Below are 19,136 nucleotides of genomic sequence, written 5' to 3' on the forward strand. Positions count from 1 at the left end.
CGCGGGCCTCTGTCTCTGGCGCTACGCTCGGGACGCGGTCCCTCGCGGCTTGAGCGCTTAGCCGACGATCTGGTCTTCGGTGAAGAACTGCTCGATTTCGATCTTGGCGTTGTCCAGGCTGTCCGAGCCGTGGACCGAGTTCTCGCCGATCGACAGGGCGAATTGCTTGCGGATCGTGCCTTCGGCGGCCTGTTCCGGGTTGGTGGCGCCCATGACTTCACGGTACTTGGCCACGGCGTTCTCGCCTTCCAGAACCTGGACGACCACCGGCTCGGCGGTCATCTGCTCGACCAGCTCGCCGTAGAACGGGCGCTCGGCGTGGACTTCGTAGAACTTCTTGGCCTGGTCGGTGGTCAGCTTGACGCGGCGCTGGGCCACGATGCGCAGGCCGGCGCCTTCGATCACGGCGTTGATCGCGCCGGTCAGGTTGCGGCGCGTGGCGTCGGGCTTGATGATCGAGAAGGTGCGTTCGGTCATGGGAATTGACTTCTTGTTAGGGAGAATGAGGTCGCGGGCTTATAGCGACGCCCCGCCCCCGCGCCAAGCCGTCTTTCAGCAGGCGATGGCCCGGATGTGGCCAGCGGCGGCATAGTCCAGAATGGCGCGATCTCGGGTGACGACGAGCAGATCGTCTACCCGCGCCTGCGACACGAGCAGTCTGTCAGCAGGATCCTTGTGAAACGGTTCAGGCAGCCTTGCTGCGGTCAAAGCCGCCGCCGCGGAAAGAGGTAAAGCCTGCGCAGTGGCGCTGGACATCGCCGCTTCGAACCAGACGACAGGATCTCCAGCGATCTGGAGAAGGCGTCCCGTTCGGGTCGCGGTCGCGAGCATGCCGATTTCCCAGGCCGAGACCGACGAAATCCAGAGATCGTCGGCTTGCGCCGCCTTGGCGATGACGTCGCGCGCCTCTTGCCTGATCGAAGCTCCGAGAACCATTCTGATGAAAGCGTTCGTGTCCAGGAGCACGCCGCTCATTCTTCATCCCACAGGCCACGCTCCGGATCACATACCCCGTGTAGGGCGGGGTCGTAGATCGGGCCGTCGATGTCCAGCCCTTCAGGTATGATCAACGTGCCCTTCATACCACCGAAGATGCTGTGGGGATCCCACGGCTTCTCCGCTGGGTGATCGGGAGACCTTACCACCGCCACTTCCTTGCCGCGCTTGGTGATGCGAACACGACGAATCTCGCCCGAGTTCACACGATCCAGCAGGTCCAGGCACTTGGCCTTGAACTCCGTGGCCGTTATGACGACCTCGCCGCCTACATGGTCATACGTCATGACTGGTCATATTGAGATGACCAGTCAGAAAGTCAATTCGTCCGCATGCTCCAGATCAACAACCTGACCCTGAACGCCTGGGGCCGCCAGTTTCTGGACGACGCCTCGGTCAGCCTGCCACCCGGCTCCAAGGTGGGTCTGGTCGGCCGAAACGGCATCGGCAAATCGACCCTGTTCAAGGTGATCCTGGGCGAACTGGCCGCCAACGGCGACGAGATCAGCCTGCCCAAGACCGCCCGCATCGCCTCGGTGGATCAGGAACACCCCGCCACCCCCGTCAGCGTGCTGGAGACCATCCTTGAGGCCGACGTCGAGCGCCACGAGCTGATGACGCGGCTGGAAACCGCCGATCCCGAGGAGATGGGCGAAATCTGGGGCCGGCTGATCGAGATCGATGCCGAGAGCGCCCCGGCGCGCGCCTCGGAAATCCTGGTCGGCCTGGGCTTCAGCCAGGAAGACATCCAACGGCCCATGTCGCACTTCTCGGGCGGTTGGCGGATGCGCGTGGCCCTGGCCGCCGCCCTGTTCGCCGAACCGGACATGCTGCTGCTGGACGAACCGACCAACTACCTCGATCTGGAAGGCGCCTTGTGGCTGGAGGCGCGGCTGAAGAAATACCCGCACACGGCCCTGATGATCTCGCACGACCGCGATCTGCTGAACTCGGTCTGCACCCACATCCTTCAGCTCTCGAACCGCAAGCTGGAGCTCTACACCGGCAACTACGACACCTTCGAGCGCACCCGGGCCGAAAAGCTGCGGCTTATGGAGGCCACCAAGTCCAAGCAGGACGCCGAGCGCGCCCACCTTCAGAAGTTCATCGACCGCTTCAAGGCCAAGGCCTCCAAGGCCACCCAGGCCCAGTCGCGCGTCAAGAAGCTGGAGAAGATGGAGCGGATCGAGCTGCCGCCCGAAGAACGGGTCGCCCCCTTTGTCCTGCCCTCGCCTGAACGCCCCCTGCCCCCGCCCCTGATCCGTCTGGAGAAGGCCAGCGTCGGCTATGAGCCGGGCAAGCCGATCCTTCGGAACCTGAACCTGCGGATGGACCTGGACGACCGCATCGGCCTCTTGGGCGTCAACGGCGCCGGCAAGTCCACCTTCGCCAAGCTGATCGCCAAGGCCCTGACCGTCGACGCCGGCGAGTTTCACCGCGACGGCAAGATGCGGGTCGGCTGGTTCCACCAGCACCAGATCGAGGCGATGGATCCCGAGGACACGCCGTTGCAGATCATCCTGCGCGCCATGCCCGAAGCGTCCGAAAGCAGCCGGCGCAGCCGCCTGGCCCAGTTCGGCCTGCCCTATCAGAAGCAGGACACCAAGGTGGGGGCCCTGTCCGGGGGCGAGCGCGCGCGTCTTCTGCTGAACCTGGTGGCCATGGATGCGCCCCACATCCTGATCCTCGACGAACCGACCAACCACCTGGACATCGACAGCCGTCGCGCCCTGCTGGACGCCCTGAACCAGTACACGGGCGCCGTCATCCTGATCACCCACGATCGGTCGCTGATGGAGCTGGTCGCCGACCGGCTGTGGCTGGCCGCCGACGGTACGGTGAAGCCGTTCGAAGGCGACATGGACGACTACGCCAAGTTCGTCCTCGACCGCGCCAAACAAGCCGGGATGAAGCCCAGTCAGCTCAAGCCCGAGCCCGTGGCCGAAGCGGCGCCTGTCGCTGCGTCCAAGGCGGAGAAGAAGAAATCAGGCCCCTCCCCCTCTACCCTGCGCCATGCGGTGAAGAAGGCGGAAGAGGAGATGGCCCGCCTGACGGCCGACCTGGCCCGGATCGACGCCGACCTCGCCGCTGCGGCGGCCGCCAATGACTCTAAAAAGCTGGAAAGCCTGGGCCGCGCCCGCGCCAAGACCCAGGCCGATCTGGACGCCGCTGAAACCGCCTGGATCGCGGCGGAAGAGGCGCTGGCCGAGGTGGCGTGATGATCAAGCCCGTTCAACTGTCCAAGGATCAGCGCGCGGCCGCCACGGCCAGGCTGCGCGCCTATTTCCGCGACGAGCTGGAGCAGGAGCTGGCTCAACTGCCGGCCGAGATGTTGCTGGACTTCATCGGCAAGGAAATCGGCGCGATCTTCTACAATCGCGGCGTTCAGGACGCCCAGCAGTTGGTCCAGCAGAAGGCGGAGGACGTGGTCGAGGCCCTGTATGGCCTGGAACGCTCAGTTTCGATCCGTTAGGCGTCAGCCCGGATCGCGCGCGTCCGGAGCCCAATATTCCAGCCGCTGATAGGCTTCGCCCAGGAAGACGGCGGCCAAGGGCGCCTCCAGCCCCGACAGGACCAGGGCGGATGCCACGTCCCTGGCGGCGCCGGACAGCAAGCCCGCAGCGGAGAGCCCGATCAGGACCAGCTTGGGCAGGCCGACCACGATCAGCCCGCCCAGCAGGGGCCAGAAACTGCCCTGGGCGACGCCCATGCTGTTCAGCGAGACCATATGCCCGCGCCCCAGGGTGGCCGGGGCGAACAAGGACAGCCGCACGGCCATCACCAGAACCCCATAGGCCACCAGCAGGGTCACGACCGCGAGCAGCACCAGCTTCCACACCGGACCGACCGCAGCCCAGTTCCGCTGGTTGATCGCCTCAGCGTCCAGCCCCGCCATTCCGAACAGGGCCAGAAGCAGCAGGGCCGCAACCGACAGGATCATGGCCATGAAGACCGCGCACAGCAGGGCGGCGCCCAGCAACCGCAGTTCCGGCCATCCGAACTGAAGACCGGCCGGACCCAGTCCGCGTCGCCGCGCCTCATCCAGATCGGCGCTGACCGCAATCCGCGTCAGGCCGCCCGCCAGGGCCAAGCCGGCGACGAGGCCGGCGATCTGGCCGACACCCCGCCCGATCATCGCCCAGGAGGCTTCAACCGCATGGGCGCTCCACCCGGCGACGCTCCAAACGACGGCGCAGACCAGGATCGCGCCCCACGCGCCCCGCCAGGCCAGCGGCAGCTTTGCGAAGGCGGCCTTCAGGGTCTCGCCTAACGGCAACTGTCTGTGACGGTTCACGCGCACCCCCTCATCCCCGCCGCGACATAGCAGGGGATCATGACATCACGCCAGACGGCCGCTAGAAGGCCGCGATGAACGCTTCCCCCACATCTCCTTCCCCTGTTCACGTCATCGGCGGCGGCCTGGCCGGCTCGGAGGCCGCCTGGCAGATCGCCCAGGCCGGCGTGCCCGTCATCCTGCACGAGATGCGCGGAGTCCCCGGCGTGAAGACCGACGCCCACCAGACGGACGGACTGGCCGAACTGGTCTGCTCCAACTCCTTCCGCTCGGACGATTGGGAGTACAATGCGGTCGGTCTGCTGCACGCCGAGATGCGGGCGCTGGACTCGGTCATCATGGCCTGCGGGGACGCCCATCAGGTGCCGGCGGGCGGCGCCCTGGCGGTGGATCGCGACGGCTTTTCCCAAGCGGTCACGGCGAAGCTGGAAGCCCACCCCCTGGTCACCGTCGTGCGTGAGGAGATCGCCGGCCTGCCGCCTGAGGATTGGGACAATGTGATCGTCGCTACCGGCCCCCTGACTTCGCCCGCCCTGGCCGAGGCGATCCTGAAGGCGACGGGCGAGGAAAGCCTCAGCTTCTTCGACGCCATCGCCCCCATCGTCCATGCCGACAGCATCGACTTCGACATCGCCTGGCGTCAGTCCCGCTATGACAAGGAAGGCCCCGGCGGAGACGCCGCCGCCTACGTCAACTGCCCGATGGACAAGCCCCAGTACGAGGCCTTCATCGACGCCCTGCTGAACGGCCCCAAGGCCGAGTTCAAGGATTGGGAGCACGTCCCCTATTTCGACGGCTGCCTGCCGATCGAGGTCATGGCCGAGCGGGGGCGCGAGACCCTGCGGCACGGGCCGATGAAGCCGGTCGGGCTGACCAATCCGCGCAATCCGACGGTCAAGCCCCACGCCATCGTCCAGCTGCGTCAGGACAATGCGCTGGGTACGTTGTTCAACATGGTCGGCTTCCAGACCAAGCTGAAGCACGGAGCTCAGGCCGAGGTCTTCCGCATGATACCGGGGCTTCAGAACGCCCAGTTCGCGCGCCTGGGCGGCCTGCACCGCAACACCTATCTGAACAGCCCCCAGCTGCTGGACAAGCAGTTGCGGCTCAAGGCCATGCCCCGCCTGCGCTTCGCCGGCCAGGTCACGGGGGTCGAAGGCTATGTCGAGAGCGCGGCCATGGGCCTGCTGACCGGCCGCCTGGCCGCCGCCCAGGCCCTGGGTCGCGACCTGTCGGCGCCCCCGCCTGAGACCGCCATGGGCGCCCTGGTCGAACACATCACCGGCGGACACCTGGAAGGCTCGAAGTTCCAGCCGATGAACATCAACTACGGCCTGCTGCCCCCGCTGGAGGCCCCCAAGGTCGATGAAGACGGCAAGCGCATCCATCCCAAGGAACGCGGCCGGGCGAAGAAGCGGTTGCAGAGCATTCGGGCGATGGAGAGCCTGAAGGCCTGGCGGGACGCGGTGACGGCTTAAACCACCGTTCCGAACAGACGTCCGATTCCGGCGGTGACCGCCATGGCGAGCACGCCCCAGAAGACGACGCGCACCACCGAGCGGGGGATGTCGGCCCCGCCCGCACGCGCGCCCATGCCGCCCAGGACCGCCAGACCGACAACGGCGCTGGCGGAGACCCAGATAAGGAGGCCGTCGGTCGGCGCGATCGCCACGGCGGCCAGGGGAAGAACCGCGCCTGCGGCGAAGGTGGCGGCGGATGTCAGGGCCGCCTGAATGGGGCGCGCGGTGGTGAAGCCGGAGATGCCCAGTTCGTCGCGCGCATGGGCGCCGAGGGAGTCGTGAGCCATCAGCTGTTCGGCCACGGCTCTGGCCGTGTCGGGCTGGACCCCACGCGCGACATAGATACCCGCCAGCTCGTCCAGCTCGGCCTCAGGCGCAGCGGCCAGTTCGGCCGCCTCTCTGGCCAGATCGGCCTTCTCCGTATCGGACTGGGAGCTGACCGAGACATATTCGCCAGCGGCCATGGACATGGCGCCGGCGACCAGTCCGGCGACGCCCGAAACCACAACCGAGCCCTTCGAGGCCTCGGCGGCGGCGACGCCGACGATCAGGCTTGCAGTGGAGACGAGGCCGTCGTTAGCCCCAAGGACAGCGGCTCTCAGCCAGCCGATACGCTCGATTAGGTGGCGTTCAGAATGGGGTCGGGCCATGGCGGCCTCCGTGTGTCTGCACCTCTAGACCAGACCCAAAAGCCCGTGGGCGCAAGCCCGATCTGGATCAAATCCGCCCGACGAAGGCGGCCAGGATCAACCGCAGCCGCCGGAAGGCCTCGGGCCGGTCACGCCCGGACAGGGCGGCGTGGGCCACGGCGGGGAAGGCGGCGACCGGCAGGGTCTTCAGGGCGGCGTTGGCGGCCTTGCGCCCGGCCCTCGCCTCGTCCGCTCGCCCGACCTGGGTCAGGCCCCAGACCCGTCCGGCCTCGATCACCTTATCCACATGGCCAGGACCGGCCAACACATGGACCGCCGTCTGCATGGGCCCCACGTAGAAGGCGTCGAGATCATGGGGCTGGCTGTGGACGCGGCCGATATGGGCCTCGATCAGGGCGTCGAAGGGGGCGCGGTCCAGGCTGTGACGGGCGACGAGATCCGTCAGGGCCTCGAGCACCGGATGGCCCTTGCGCGGGACGGCGGCGAAGACTCCATCCAGCTGTTCGGCCCACCAAGTGTAGCGCATCTCGGCCAGCAGGGGCTGGGTCACGCGCGTGGGTATGACCATCAGCTCGGCCTCGAAGGCGTAGAGGGTGATCAGATCGGCGCGGGAGCGATCATCGGCGACCAGTCGGCTGGACAGCCAGCGGTCCAGATCGGCGGCGCGAACCTGGGCGTCCAGGCCTGCCCCCCCTGCCGCAGGAGCAGGTTCAGGCGGCACGCGAAACGGCGAAATCGGCCAGGTCTTCCAGGGCCGCGCGCCAGTCGGATGCGGGCAGGACCGACAGGGCGGCCTTGGCCTGATCGGCGTAGTCGCCGGCCAGGTCCAGGGTCGCGCCGATGGCGCCGGAGCCGACGACCAGTTCACGGGCGCGGGCGAAGTCGTCGGGCGTGCGTTCGCCCTTGGTCACGGTCCGCTCCCAGAAGGCGTCCTCGCGGCCCCGGGTGCGGGCCACGGCCAGCAGCAGCGGCAGGGTGGCCTTGCCCTCGTTGAAATCGTCGCCGGCGTTCTTGCCCAGGGCCTCGGCGGTCGCGCCGTAGTCCAGGGCGTCGTCGGCCAGCTGGAAGGCGATGCCCAGGGCCATGCCGTAATCGCGCAGGGCCTTGACCGCCTCGGCCGACGCCCCGGCGCCCACGGCCCCCGCCTCGGCGGCGGCGGCGAACAGTTCGGCGGTCTTGGCCGAGATGATCTGAAGATAGGTGGCCTGGTCCAGGTTCAGGTCGTGGGCGCGGGTCAGCTGCAGCACCTCGCCTTCCGAGATCACGCGCGAGGCCTCGGCCAGAATGCCCAGAGCCCGCATCGAATCCGTTTCGACCATCAGTTCGAAGGCGCGAGCGAACAGGAAGTCGCCGACCAGGACGCTGGTCGGTGCGCCCCAGATCAGATGTGCGGCGACCTTGCCTCGACGCAGCTCCGACGCATCCACGATGTCGTCGTGCAGCAGGGTGGCGGTGTGGATGAACTCCACCGCCGCCGCCAGCTTCTTGGGCGACAGAATGTCCCCCTGCGCGCCCGTGGCCCGGGCGGCGGCGACTGTGAGCAGGGGCCGCAACCGCTTGCCCCCCGCCGAGACCAGATGTTCGGCCAGTTTTGGGATGATCGGCACATCCGACTGCATCCGGTCGATAATCAGAGCGTCCACCTCGGCCATATCGGTTCCGGCCAGCCGGACGAGGGCGTTCACATCCCCCTTCGGACGGGGAAACACGGCAGGGGCGAGGTCCAAGGGGATACTCTTTCGCAGGTCGCGCAACGTCCGCCGCGCAGCTAATTCCGACCGCGTCCGCTTGCCGGATCGCGATGGCGCGCACAATGGTGATCACCCCCCGGAGGGTCAAGGAGATTGAGGCTTGGACAGCGTTCCCGCCGCGCCGGAAGTCGTCGAGAACGCCCTGTTAGGCGGGCGGGTGCGCTTGCGACAGCCCGCGCGGGGTTATCGCGCCGGCATGGACGCCGCCCTGTTGGCCGCCGCCGTCGCGCCACGGCCGGGCGAGCGGCTGTTCGAAGCCGGCTGCGGCACGGGGGCGGTCCTGATGCAGATCGCCGCCCGTCATGAGGGGGCTTTCCTGACGGGGCTGGAGCGCGACTCGCTCGCCGCCGATCTGGCGCGTCAGAATGCGGCGCTGAACGGTTTCACGGACCGTATGACCGTCATCGACGGCGAAGTGGCGGCGGGCTTCCGCCCCCTGGAGCTGCCGGCCTTCGACTGGGCCGTATCCAATCCCCCCTTCTTCGACGACCCGGGCGCCCTGCGCGCGCCGGCCCCGGGCAAGCACGGCGCCTGGATGGCCGACGACGGTCTGGCGGCGTGGACCGGCCTGCTGCTGAAAGCGGTGCGCGAGGGCGGCCGGATCGTGATCATCCACCGCGCCGACCGCCTGGCCGATCTTCTGGCCCTGCTGGGAGACAAGGCCGGGTCCTTCGCCATTCGACCGATTCAGCCCTTCGCCGAGGAACCGGCCAAACGGGTGCTGGTCCGGGCGATCAAGACCGGCAAGGCGCCGTTGCGCCTCCTGCCGCCGCTGGTGCTGCACAACCGATCGGGCGCCAAACACACGCCCGAATCCGAAGCCCTTCTGAGAGGCGAAGCCGCTCTGGACTGGTGAGAGGCCCCGTTCCGACACAGGGCGCCCGACCCGCCAATACTCGCCTTATTTGCTCTCGCGCCTCAGGATCGCTACATCCGCGGCAACCTCCCCCATTCGACGAAAACCCCAAGGGCGAAATCGCACCTCATGGCGCAACAATATATTTTCCAGATGCAGGGTCTGACCAAGACCTTCCCCGGCGGCCGCAAGATCTTCGAGAACATCTGGCTCAGCTTCTACAACGACGCCAAGATCGGCGTGGTCGGGGTCAACGGCTCGGGTAAGTCCACCCTGCTGAAGATCATGGCCGGCCTGGACACCGAGTTCTCCGGCGAGGCCCGCGCCGCCGACGGAATCAAGCGCGGCTATCTGGAGCAGGAGCCCCAGCTCGATCCCGCCCTGAATGTTCGCGAGAACGTCGAGGCCTGGTGCGAGGAGAAGCAGTGGGTCAACCGCTTCAACGCCGTCGCCGCCGAACTGGGCGAGAACTACACCGACGAGCTGATGGAGGAAATGACCAGCCTCCAGGAGAAGATCGACGCCGCCGACGTCTGGGACATCGACAGCCGCATCGAAATGGCCATGGGCGCCCTGCGCTGCCCGCCCGACGACTGGGAAGTCACCAACCTGTCCGGCGGTGAGAAGCGCCGCGTCGCCCTGGCCCGCCTGCTGCTGTCCAAGCCCGACATGCTGCTGATGGACGAACCGACCAACCACCTGGACGCCGAATCCGTCGCCTGGCTGCAGCACCACCTGGAGAACTTCCCCGGCTGCGTCATCCTGGTCACCCACGACCGCTACTTCCTGGACCAGGTCACCAAGTGGACCCTAGAGCTGGACCGCGGCAAGGGTCACCCGCACGAGGGCAACTATTCCTCCTGGCTGGAAGCCAAGCAGAAGCGCGTCGTTCAGGAACAGTCGGAATCCGAAGCCCGCCAGCGCGCCCTCACCCGCGAACTGGAATGGGTCCGTTCGGGCGCCAAGGCCCGTCAGGCCAAGTCCAAGGCCCGTCTGGCCGCCTACGAACGGATGGTCGAGGAACAGGAATCGATGCGCGGGGCCCAGACCCACGCCCATATCCAGATCCCGCCCGGCCCGCGCCTGGGCAATGTGGTGCTGGAGGTCGAGGGCCTGCAGAAGTCCTATGGCGACAAGCTGCTGTTCGACAATCTGACCTTCAAACTGCCGCCCAACGGCATCGTCGGCGTCATCGGCCCCAACGGCGCCGGCAAGTCGACCATGTTCAAGCTGATCACCGGCCAGGAAAAGCCCGACGGCGGCTCGATCCGCGTCGGCGAGACGGTCAAGCTGGCCTACGTCGACCAGTCGCGCGACGACCTGAAGCCGGACGAGACCATCTGGCAGGCCATCTCCGGCGGCACCGACGTGATGATGGTCGGCAAGCGCGAGATCAACACCCGCGCCTACGTCGGCAGCTTCAACTTCAAGGGCGGCGACCAGCAGAAGAAGGTCGGTCAGCTGTCCGGCGGCGAGCGCAACCGCGTCCATCTGGCCAAGACCCTGGCCGCCGGCGGGAATCTGATCCTGCTCGACGAACCGACCAACGACCTGGATATCGAGACCCTGCAGAACCTCGAGGAGGCTCTGGAGGAGTTCGCCGGCTGCGCCGTGGTCATCTCCCACGACCGCTGGTTCCTGGACCGTCTGGCCACCCACATCCTCGCCTTTGAAGGCGACGGCCATGTGGAATGGTTCGAAGGGAACTTCGAGGCCTACGAACAGGACAAGATGCGCCGCCTGGGCGCCGACAGCATCATTCCCAAGCGCCTGCAACACCAGAAGTTCGGGCGCTGATTGATCTGTGATAGGATGCGGGACATGAGCGACGATCTTCTGTCCCGCATCACCATTGATCCCAGCCAGTGCGGGGGCCGTCCGTGCATTCGAGGCATGCGAATTCGCGTGCAGGACGTTCTGGACATGCTGGCCGGTGGCGCGAGCCCGGAGGAAGTCCTCGCGGACTTTCCCTACCTGGAAGCTGACGACATTCGGGCCAGCCTTGCCTATGCGGCCGCAAGCATCGGCGACACCGGCGTGATCGCCGCGTGAAATTCATCGTGGACGCCCAGCTGCCTATCGCTCTTGCCGATTGGCTGAGAGCTAATGGGCACGCGGCCGACCATGTTTCCACGCTTCTGGCGGTACATGCGCGTGACCAGGACATCTGGGATTTGGCCCGAGCGGAATCGCGCGTCATCATCACCAAGGATCGGGACTTCGCCATCTGGGCGGCGGACCGCCGGCTAGGGCCTCAGATCGTCTGGCTTCGTCTTGGCAACGCGACCCGGCGTGTGCTGATCGAATGGCTTGAACCCCGATGGGCCAGGATCGAACAAGGCCTCCTCGACGGCCTCCATTTGATCGAGGTGCGCGCATGACCCAACGCCCCGCCGTCCTGATCATGCAACGGCATCTCGCCCCGCTCTCGCCGATCCTCGAGAGCGTCTATGACGTCTACCGCTTCTGGGAAGGTCCGCCGATCGAGGCCGCCCACGACATCCGCGCCCTGATCGTCGCCGGCGAGGCGCCGCTGGACAAGGGGCTGATCGAACGCCTCCCCGCCCTCGATCTGATCGCCTGTTTCACCTCGGGCTATGACGGGATCGACATCGACTGGTGTCGTGAACGCGGCCTGCCCGTCACCCATGCGCCGGGGGTCAACCATGAAGACGTGGCCGACCACGCCCTGGGCCTGATCCTGGCCGCACGCCGCCAGATCGTCTCGGGCGATCGTCAGGTCCGGTCGGGCGGCTGGACCGCCGAGACCCGCAGCATCACCCCCTCGCTCGGCGGCCAGAAACTGGGCGTCGTCGGCCTGGGCGCCATAGGCGCGGCCGTGGCCCGGCGCGCCGAGACGTTCCGCATGGATGTGAGCTGGTGGGGCCCTCGCCCCAAGGACGCCGAATGGCCGCGGGCCGACAGCCTGTCGGCCCTGGCCAAGGCCAGCGACATCCTTGTCGTCGCCTGCAAGGCCGATGAAACCAATCGCGGCCTGATGTCTCGCGAGGTGCTTCAGGCCCTGGGGCCGGACGGCCTGCTGGTCAATGTCGCGCGCGGCCAGTTGATCGATGAGGCAGCCCTGATCGACATGCTGAAATCCGGCGCCCTGGGTCAGGCGGCCTTGGACGTCTTCATGGAGGAGCCGACCGAGCCTTCACGCTGGGCCGATGTTCCGAACCTCGTCCTGACGCCCCACACCGCCGGCGCGACGTCCGCCGGGGTGCAGGGCATGCTGATGCTGCTGATGCAGAATCTTCAGGCGCATTTCGCGGGCCAGCCGCTGAAGACGCCGGTCGAGTGATCAGTTCGGGCGTTGCGGACGCTGGGGGCGTTCATCGGCCGTGACGACGCCGTCGCCGTTCTTGTCCATGGTCTTGAACATGGCTTCGGCGGCGGCCTCCATCTCGGCCTTGGTGATGAGTCCGTTCCCATCCGCATCGGCGCGGCTCAGCATCCGACCGCCCGGCGAGGCGGCCAGCTCCGAGGCGTTGATCGCGCCGTCATGGTTGGCGTCGATACGGTCGAACATGGCGCCCATCCTCGCCTTCATGTCAGCGAGGGTCTCGCGCTCCGGCGGACGCATCCCGCCCATCGGCGGCGGGCCGGACATCTGCCCCCCGCCCATCGGCGGCTCCGGAAAATCGCTCTGCGCCAGGGCCGGTCCGGCGACGAGGAGGGCGAAGGTTGAGATCAGAAGACTGCGCATGGAACCACTCCAAAGGGATTGCATCTCCTTCAACGGCGAACAGAAGCCTTCCCGTCGCGGCCTTTGCGACAAGGTTTCTGCTTGCCAAATCATATAAAGATATCTTTATATGATCATATGAGCCTGAACGCCGATCAGACTGTCGAAGCGCTTCGCGCCGCCGGCGAACCCACCCGCCTGCGCATCCTGTCTCTGCTGGCCAGTGAAGAGCTGTCGGTCATGGAGATGTCGCGCATTCTGGACCAGAGCCAGCCCCGCGTCTCCCGTCACCTGAAGCTGATGACCGATTCCGGGCTGATCGAGCGGTTTCCCGACGGCGCCCGTGTCTATTACCGCCTGTCGCACGATCCCCATGCGCGGCGGCTGATCGACACCGTTCTGGACATCCTGGCCGACGACGCCGGAGAGGCCGACCATCGGCGACTGAGCGAGGTGCAGAAGGACCGACAGCAGGCGGCCGAAAGCTATTTCGAACAGATAGCGCCGCAATGGGACCGGCTGCGCTCCCTCTATGTCAGCGAAAGCGCCGTGGAGGCCGCGCTGGAAAGGGCGGTGGGGCCGGGCCCCTTCAAGCGTGTCGTCGACCTGGGCACCGGCTCGGGACGGATGCTGACCCTGTTCGGCAAGAAGGCCAAGATGTCAGTGGGTCTGGATCTTAGCCAGAACATGCTCAACATCGCCCGCGCCAATGTCTCCAAGGCCGGGCTGAGCAAGGTCGAACTGCGTCACGGCGACATCTTCGCCACCCGCCTGCCCGCCGGCAGCGCCGATCTGGTGATCGTGCATCAGGTCCTACACTATCTCGCCGACCCGTCCGCCGCCGTGGCTGAGGCGGCGCGTCTGGTCTGCCCAGGCGGGCGGCTGGTCATCGTGGATTTCGCACCCCACGACTTCGAACATATGCGTGAGGCGCATCAGCACCGCCGCCTGGGCTTCGCCGACGCCGAAATCACCGACTGGCTGGTCGAGAACGACCTGACACCCTCTGCGCCCATCGCCCTGCCCCCCGATAACGAAGGGCTGACCGTGACGATCTGGACGGCGGAGCGCAGGGCGGCGCCGGCCGCCGCCCAAGGCAGAAAGAGCGCATGATGACCGGTTCCTCCACCAATCTGGCGGAAGCGCGCGCCCTGCTGCTCTCGCCGCTGGGGCCGGTCGCGCGCGCCGGATCGAACCGCGAAACGGTGCGGGTCTCCTTCGAGTTCTTTCCGCCCAAGACTGACGAGGCCGAGGTCAATCTGTGGAAGGCGATCCGCCGGCTTGAGCCGCTGAACCCCGCCTTCGTCTCCGTCACCTATGGAGCGGGTGGTTCGACGCGGGAACGCACCCACCGGACCGTGCAAAGGATCATCGCCGAGACCGCCTTGCGTCCCGCCGCACACCTGACCTGCGTCGACGCCAGTCGGGATGAGGTGGACGAGGTGATCGCCGGCTATAAGGCCATCGGCGTCGATCACATCGTCGCCCTGCGTGGCGATCCGCCCGGCGGCGGCGGCATCGGCGGCGTCTATCAGCCCCGCGCAGACGGCTACGCCAACGCCACCGAATTGACCGCCGCCATCAGCCGCATCGGCGGTTTCGACGTCACGGTCGGCGCCTATCCCGAGAAACACCCCGAGAGCCCCTCCATCGACCACGACATCGAGGTGCTCAAGGCCAAGGTGGACGCCGGCGCCACCCGGGCCATCAGCCAGTTCTTCTTCGATATCGACGCCTTCCTGCGTTTCCGCGACCGGGTGCGGGCGGCGGGCGTGACCATTCCCCTGATCCCCGGCGTCATGCCCGTGTCCAACTTCGCCGGCCTGGTCCGTATGTGCGGCGCTTGCGGCGCTGGCATCCCCGACTGGCTGAAAGCGCATTTCGACGGGCTGGACGACGACCCGGAGACCCGCAAACTGCTGGCCGCCTCCGTCGCCGCCGAGACCTGTGCGCGTCTGCACGAGGAAGGCTTCTCCGACTTCCACTTCTACACCCTGAACCGCGCCGATCTGGTCTATGCGATCTGCCGCGTGCTGGGCGTGCGTGAAACAAAGGCTGTGGCGTAATGACCTCTCCCCTCACCCGCGCCGAACGGATAGCCGCCCTGCATGCGGCGGCCAAGGAACGCATCCTGGTCCTCGACGGCAGCTGGGGCGTGATGATCCAGCGTCGCGGCCTGTCCGAAGCCGACTTCCGCGCCGACCGCTTCGTCGCCGCCAACGGCTATGACGAGTCGCACCAGATGAAGGGGAACAACGACATCCTCTGCATCACCCGGCCCGACATCATCTCGGACCTGCACGACCAGTATTACGCCGCCGGCGCCGACATCTCCGAGACCAACACCTTCTCCGGCACCACCATCGCCCAAGAGGACTACGCCCTGGACGCCCAGGCGGTGTGGGACATCAATCTGGAAGGCGCCAAACTGGCCCGCGCCGCCGCCGACCGCTGGACGGAGAAGGAGCCGCACAAGCCGCGTTTCGCCGCCGGCTCCATCGGTCCGCTGAACAAGATGCTGTCCATGTCGTCCGACGTGAACGACCCCGGCGCCCGCAGCGTGACCTTCGACCAAGTCTATGAGGCCTATCGCCATCAGGTGAAGGCGCTGAACGAGGGCGGCGTCGATCTCTATCTGATCGAGACCATCACCGACACGCTGAACTGCAAGGCCGCGATCAAGGCGATCAAGGATCTGGAGGACGAGGGCATGGACGCCCTGCCCATCTGGATCTCGGGCACCATCACCGACCGATCGGGCCGCACCCTGTCGGGCCAGACGGCCGAGGCCTTCTGGAACAGTGTGCGCCACGCCAAACCCTTCGCTGTGGGCTTCAACTGCGCCCTGGGCGCCGACCTGATGCGGCCCTTCATCGCCGAACTGAGCCGCGTCGCCGACACCCTGGTCGCGGCCTATCCCAACGCCGGCCTGCCCAACGCCATGGGCCAGTACGACGAGGAGCCGCACGAGACCGCCCATTTCATCGAGGAATGGGCCGCCTCCGGCCTGGTCAACATCGTCGGCGGCTGCTGCGGCACGACGCCGGATCACATCAAGCACGTCGCCGAGGAAGTCGCTCCCCTGAAGCCGCGCGCTATCCCGGAACGGCCGGTGGCCCTCAGATTGTCAGGCCTCGAACCTTTTGAGTTAGTGGCGTGATTCAGATCATCACCCCAGAATCGACGGGTCTTGCCGACTGGATAGGCGTTGGCATCTCTTTCGCAGCACTTCTAGGCGCGATCATTTCGGTCCTGCTGACGCGGTCTTCCGTCAGATCACAAGACAAGCACAATCGTCTGTCTCTCAGGCCGCTACCCCGTATTGCAGTAGGCGACTACGTCAATCGACTCCACGTGAAGGTCGTCAACGATGGCCCCGGGCCGATGATCATCGAGGCCGTTCGTGTGTCCGACGGCACCACGACTACCGACAACGTTCTGGCGTTCATGTCAGAGATTTCCGAGAAGATAGTTTGGGAGGACTTCGTCGTAGAAGCGACCGGTAGAAGTATCCGCTCGAACGACGAGATGATCCTGATTGCTCTTAACGGCGAACCAACCGATCCGATTTTTGTTACGGCCCACAATTCGGTCCGCAACATCTTAGCGACACTAACGGTCGAGGTTGAGTTCACCGACGTCTATGGCTCCAAGTTTGAGGTGTGTAAACGCGTCCTCACTTGGTTTGCGAGAACGTGAATCTGCCCATGCGTCCCACCTTCATCAACGTCGGCGAACGGACCAACGTCACCGGCTCGGCCAAATTCCGCAAGCTGATCGTCGAGGGCGACTATTCAGCCGCGCTCGACGTCGCCCGGCAACAGGTCGAGGCCGGCGCCCAGATCATCGACATCAATATGGACGAGGGGCTGCTGGACGGCGCCGTCGCCATGCGGACCTTCCTGAACCTGATCGCGGCCGAGCCCGACATCGCCCGCGTGCCGGTGATGATCGACAGCTCCAAATGGGAGGTGATCGAGGCGGGGCTGAAGTGCGTCCAGGGCAAGCCCATCGTCAACTCGATCAGCATGAAGGAGGGCGAGGCCGCCTTCCGCGAACACGCCGTCAAATGCCTGCGCTACGGCGCCGCCGTCGTGGTCATGGCCTTCGACGAGGTGGGCCAGGCCGACACCGCCGCCCGCAAGATCGAGATCTGCACCCGCGCCTATAACATCCTGGTCAACGAGGTCGGCTTCCCGCCCGAGGACATCATCTTCGATCCCAACATCTTCGCCGTGGCGACGGGGATCGAAGAGCATGACAACTACGCCGTCGACTTCATCGAGGCGGTCAAGGTCATCAAGGCCACCCTGCCCTACGCCCGCATCTCGGGCGGCGTCTCGAACGTCTCGTTCAGCTTCCGCGGCAACGAGCCGGTGCGCCGGGCCATCCACAGCGTCTTCCTGTACCACGCCATCAACGCCGGCATGGACATGGGCATCGTCAACGCCGGCGACCTGCCCGTCTATGACGACATCGACCCCGAGCTGCGCGAGGCGGTCGAGGACGTCATTCTGAACCGGCCGCAGCGGACCAATGTCTCGAACACCGAGCGGCTGGTCGATATGGCGCCGCGCTACAAGGGCGAAAAGGGTCAGGCCCGCGTCGTCGATCTCAGCTGGCGTGAACAGCCGGTCGGCAAGCGGATCGAGCACGCCCTGGTTCACGGCATCACCGAGTTCATCGAGACCGACACCGAGGAGGCGCGTCTCGCCGCCGAACGGCCGCTGCACGTCATCGAAGGTCCGCTGATGGACGGGATGAATGTGGTCGGGGACCTGTTCGGCTCGGGCAAGATGTTCCTGCCCCAGGTGGTCAAGTCCGCCCGGGTGATGAAACAGGCCGTCGCCTGGCTGGAACCCTTCATGGAGGCCGAAAAGGCCGGCAAACCGCGCGAGCAGGCGGGCCGCATCCTGATGGCCACGGTCAAGGGCGACGTCCACGACATCGGCAAGAACATCGTCGGCGTCGTGCTTCAGTGCAATAATTACGAAGTCATCGACCTGGGCGTCATGGTCCCGGCCGACCGGATCCTGGACGAGGCCAAGGCCCATAACGTCGACATCATCGGCCTGTCCGGCCTGATCACGCCTTCGCTGGACGAGATGGTCTTCGTCGCCGCCGAGATGGAGCGACGCGGCTTCGACATTCCCCTGCTGATCGGCGGCGCCACCACCAGCCGCACCCATACGGCGGTCAAGATCGAGCCGGCCTATCGCCGCGGCTCGACCACCTATGTGGTCGACGCCTCGCGCGCCGTCAGCGTGGTCTCAGGCCTGCTGTCTCCCACCGAAAGGGCCAGGAACGAAGCCGCCACCCGCGACGAATACATCCGCATCCGCGAACAATACGCCCGGGGCCAGGAGGTCAAGGCCCGCTCCACCCTGGATCAGGCGCGCGGGAACCGCTTCAGGCTAGACCCCGATCAGCCCCGCCCCGGCAAGCCCGGCTTCATCGGCGTGCGGGCCTTCGACGCCTGGGATCTTCAGGATCTCGCCGACCACATTGACTGGACTCCCTTCTTCGCCAGTTGGGAGCTGATCGGCCGCTATCCGCTGATCCTCGAAGACGAGATCGTCGGCCAGGCCGCCCGGGATCTGTTCGCCGACGCGCAAGCCATGCTGAAGCGGATCATCGACGAGAAGTGGTTCACCGCCAAGGGGGTGGTCGGCTTCTGGCCCGCCCGCGCCGACGGCGACGACATCATCATCTTCGCCGACGAGGCGCGCGACGCCGAGATCGCCCGCTTCCACACCCTGCGTCAGCAGATCAAGAAGTCGAACGGCAAGCCGAACCTCGCCTTGTCCGACTTCATCGCCGACGACCAGGACTATATCGGCGCCTTCGCCGTCACGGCCGGCCATGGCGAGCTGGAGATCGCCAAACGCTTCAAGGACGCGGGCGACGACTATTCCGCCATCCTCGCCACCGCCCTGGCCGACCGCCTGGCCGAGGCCTTCGCCGAACGGCTGCACAAGACGGTCCGCACCCAGCTGTGGGGTTACGCCGCCGACGAGGCGACCAGCATCGACGATCTGATCGCCGAACAGTACCAGGGCATCCGCCCCGCGCCCGGCTATCCGGCCCAGCCGGACCATACGGAAAAAGCCACCCTGTTCCGCCTGCTTCAGGCCGAAACCAACGCCGGCATGGCCCTGACGGAAAGCTTCGCCATGACGCCCCCGGCCTCGGTCTCGGGCCTCTATTTCGGCCATCCCGGCAGCCACTATTTCGGCGTCGGCAAGATCGATCTGGACCAGGTCGAGGACTACGCCCGTCGCAAGGGCTGGGACGTGGCCACCTGCGAACGCTGGCTGGCCCCCATCCTCAACTACGATCCCTACGCCGCCAAACGGGAAACGGCGGCCTGAGCCGGACCC

Annotated in this window: 21 protein-coding genes; 13 read left to right on the top strand and 8 right to left on the bottom strand. The window is 66.4% G+C overall.

Features of this window, described 5'->3' with window-relative positions:
• Positions 1-57 precede the first annotated feature (57 nt).
• From ndk to BSP_RS13175, 3 genes are all read right to left on the bottom strand, one after another.
• Complete coding sequence (ndk, locus tag BSP_RS13165) at positions 58-477, bottom strand: nucleoside-diphosphate kinase (RefSeq protein ID WP_054766137.1); 420 nt, start codon at positions 475-477, stop codon at positions 58-60.
• A gap of 75 nt (positions 478-552) precedes the next feature.
• Positions 553-975, bottom strand: a complete 423-nt coding sequence (locus tag BSP_RS13170; protein ID WP_152950618.1) for a type II toxin-antitoxin system VapC family toxin — start codon at positions 973-975, stop codon at positions 553-555.
• Positions 972-1,283 (bottom strand): type II toxin-antitoxin system Phd/YefM family antitoxin, encoded by a 312-nt coding sequence (locus BSP_RS13175; RefSeq protein WP_152950619.1) that lies wholly within the window; start codon positions 1,281-1,283, stop codon positions 972-974. The genes BSP_RS13170 and BSP_RS13175 overlap by 4 nt, the downstream gene beginning before the upstream one ends.
• Positions 1,284-1,328: 45 nt before the next feature.
• On the opposite strand from BSP_RS13175, the gene BSP_RS13180 reads away from it, so the two are divergent.
• Together BSP_RS13180 and BSP_RS13185 are read left to right on the top strand one after the other, a co-directional pair.
• The gene (locus BSP_RS13180; RefSeq protein ID WP_152950620.1) at positions 1,329-3,215 is read left to right on the top strand and encodes an ABC-F family ATP-binding cassette domain-containing protein; all 1,887 of its coding nucleotides are present in this window, start codon (positions 1,329-1,331) and stop codon (positions 3,213-3,215) included.
• Complete coding sequence (locus tag BSP_RS13185) at positions 3,215-3,469, top strand: DUF2164 domain-containing protein (protein ID WP_197273309.1); 255 nt, start codon at positions 3,215-3,217, stop codon at positions 3,467-3,469. Before BSP_RS13180 ends, BSP_RS13185 begins: the two co-directional genes overlap by 1 nt.
• A 3-nt stretch (positions 3,470-3,472) precedes the next feature.
• Here BSP_RS13185 and BSP_RS13190 read toward each other — a convergent pair whose 3' ends face one another.
• Complete coding sequence (locus tag BSP_RS13190) at positions 3,473-4,291, bottom strand: hypothetical protein (RefSeq protein WP_054766990.1); 819 nt, start codon at positions 4,289-4,291, stop codon at positions 3,473-3,475.
• Positions 4,292-4,365: 74 nt separating this feature from the next.
• Here BSP_RS13190 and trmFO point away from each other — a divergent pair, with 74 nt between their 5' ends.
• The gene (gene trmFO / locus BSP_RS13195; RefSeq protein WP_054766141.1) at positions 4,366-5,769 is read left to right on the top strand and encodes a methylenetetrahydrofolate--tRNA-(uracil(54)-C(5))-methyltransferase (FADH(2)-oxidizing) TrmFO; all 1,404 of its coding nucleotides are present in this window, start codon (positions 4,366-4,368) and stop codon (positions 5,767-5,769) included.
• Here trmFO and BSP_RS13200 read toward each other — a convergent pair.
• The 3 genes from BSP_RS13200 to BSP_RS13210 all read right to left on the bottom strand — a co-directional run bounded on the left by BSP_RS13200 (position 5,766) and on the right by BSP_RS13210 (position 8,188).
• Entirely contained in the window at positions 5,766-6,461 is a 696-nt protein-coding gene (locus BSP_RS13200) for a VIT family protein (RefSeq protein ID WP_054766142.1), read from the bottom strand. The genes trmFO and BSP_RS13200 overlap by 4 nt on opposite strands.
• Positions 6,462-6,528: 67 nt before the next feature.
• Positions 6,529-7,182, bottom strand: a complete 654-nt coding sequence (locus tag BSP_RS13205) for a squalene/phytoene synthase family protein (RefSeq protein WP_054766143.1) — start codon at positions 7,180-7,182, stop codon at positions 6,529-6,531.
• A complete protein-coding gene (locus tag BSP_RS13210; RefSeq protein ID WP_152950621.1) occupies positions 7,172-8,188 on the bottom strand; it encodes a polyprenyl synthetase family protein in 1,017 nt (338 codons plus the stop codon). The genes BSP_RS13205 and BSP_RS13210 overlap by 11 nt, the downstream gene beginning before the upstream one ends.
• A gap of 124 nt (positions 8,189-8,312) precedes the next feature.
• Here BSP_RS13210 and BSP_RS13215 point away from each other — a divergent pair, with 124 nt between their 5' ends.
• The 5 genes from BSP_RS13215 to BSP_RS13235 all read left to right on the top strand — a co-directional run bounded on the left by BSP_RS13215 (position 8,313) and on the right by BSP_RS13235 (position 12,372).
• Positions 8,313-9,068 (top strand): tRNA1(Val) (adenine(37)-N6)-methyltransferase, encoded by a 756-nt coding sequence (locus BSP_RS13215; protein ID WP_054766144.1) that lies wholly within the window; start codon positions 8,313-8,315, stop codon positions 9,066-9,068.
• A 129-nt stretch (positions 9,069-9,197) separates the two neighbouring features.
• Positions 9,198-10,865, top strand: coding sequence for an energy-dependent translational throttle protein EttA (gene ettA, locus BSP_RS13220; RefSeq protein ID WP_054766145.1), 1,668 nt, complete (start codon positions 9,198-9,200; stop codon positions 10,863-10,865).
• A 24-nt stretch (positions 10,866-10,889) separates the two neighbouring features.
• Complete coding sequence (locus BSP_RS13225; protein ID WP_054766146.1) at positions 10,890-11,120, top strand: DUF433 domain-containing protein; 231 nt, start codon at positions 10,890-10,892, stop codon at positions 11,118-11,120.
• Positions 11,117-11,449 (top strand): DUF5615 family PIN-like protein, encoded by a 333-nt coding sequence (locus tag BSP_RS13230; protein ID WP_054766147.1) that lies wholly within the window; start codon positions 11,117-11,119, stop codon positions 11,447-11,449. Before BSP_RS13225 ends, BSP_RS13230 begins: the two co-directional genes overlap by 4 nt.
• Positions 11,446-12,372, top strand: a complete 927-nt coding sequence (locus BSP_RS13235; protein ID WP_152950622.1) for a 2-hydroxyacid dehydrogenase — start codon at positions 11,446-11,448, stop codon at positions 12,370-12,372. Before BSP_RS13230 ends, BSP_RS13235 begins: the two co-directional genes overlap by 4 nt.
• On the opposite strand, the gene BSP_RS13240 is transcribed toward BSP_RS13235, so the two are convergent.
• On the bottom strand, positions 12,373-12,777 hold the full coding sequence (locus BSP_RS13240; protein WP_194166968.1) for an EF-hand domain-containing protein: 405 nt from the start codon (positions 12,775-12,777) through the stop codon (positions 12,373-12,375).
• Between the two features lie 117 nt (positions 12,778-12,894).
• On the opposite strand from BSP_RS13240, the gene BSP_RS13245 reads away from it, so the two are divergent.
• Genes BSP_RS13245 through metH form a run of 5 tightly spaced genes read left to right on the top strand, consistent with a single transcriptional unit; the run spans position 12,895 to position 19,127 of the window.
• Positions 12,895-13,869: a metalloregulator ArsR/SmtB family transcription factor gene (locus BSP_RS13245; protein ID WP_152950624.1), complete on the top strand. Its 975-nt coding sequence runs from the start codon at positions 12,895-12,897 to the stop codon at positions 13,867-13,869.
• Positions 13,866-14,822 (top strand): methylenetetrahydrofolate reductase [NAD(P)H], encoded by a 957-nt coding sequence (gene metF / locus BSP_RS13250; protein ID WP_152950625.1) that lies wholly within the window; start codon positions 13,866-13,868, stop codon positions 14,820-14,822. Before BSP_RS13245 ends, metF begins: the two co-directional genes overlap by 4 nt.
• Positions 14,822-15,916 (top strand): homocysteine S-methyltransferase family protein, encoded by a 1,095-nt coding sequence (locus BSP_RS13255; protein ID WP_152950626.1) that lies wholly within the window; start codon positions 14,822-14,824, stop codon positions 15,914-15,916. Before metF ends, BSP_RS13255 begins: the two co-directional genes overlap by 1 nt.
• Positions 15,913-16,455: a hypothetical protein gene (locus BSP_RS13260; RefSeq protein WP_152950627.1), complete on the top strand. Its 543-nt coding sequence runs from the start codon at positions 15,913-15,915 to the stop codon at positions 16,453-16,455. The genes BSP_RS13255 and BSP_RS13260 overlap by 4 nt, the downstream gene beginning before the upstream one ends.
• Positions 16,452-19,127, top strand: a complete 2,676-nt coding sequence (metH, locus tag BSP_RS13265) for a methionine synthase (protein ID WP_152950628.1) — start codon at positions 16,452-16,454, stop codon at positions 19,125-19,127. Before BSP_RS13260 ends, metH begins: the two co-directional genes overlap by 4 nt.
• Positions 19,128-19,136: the final 9 nt, after the last annotated feature.

The organism is Brevundimonas sp. Bb-A (assembly GCF_009394735.1).
GTDB classification, from domain to species: Bacteria; Pseudomonadota; Alphaproteobacteria; order Caulobacterales; family Caulobacteraceae; genus Brevundimonas; species Brevundimonas aurantiaca.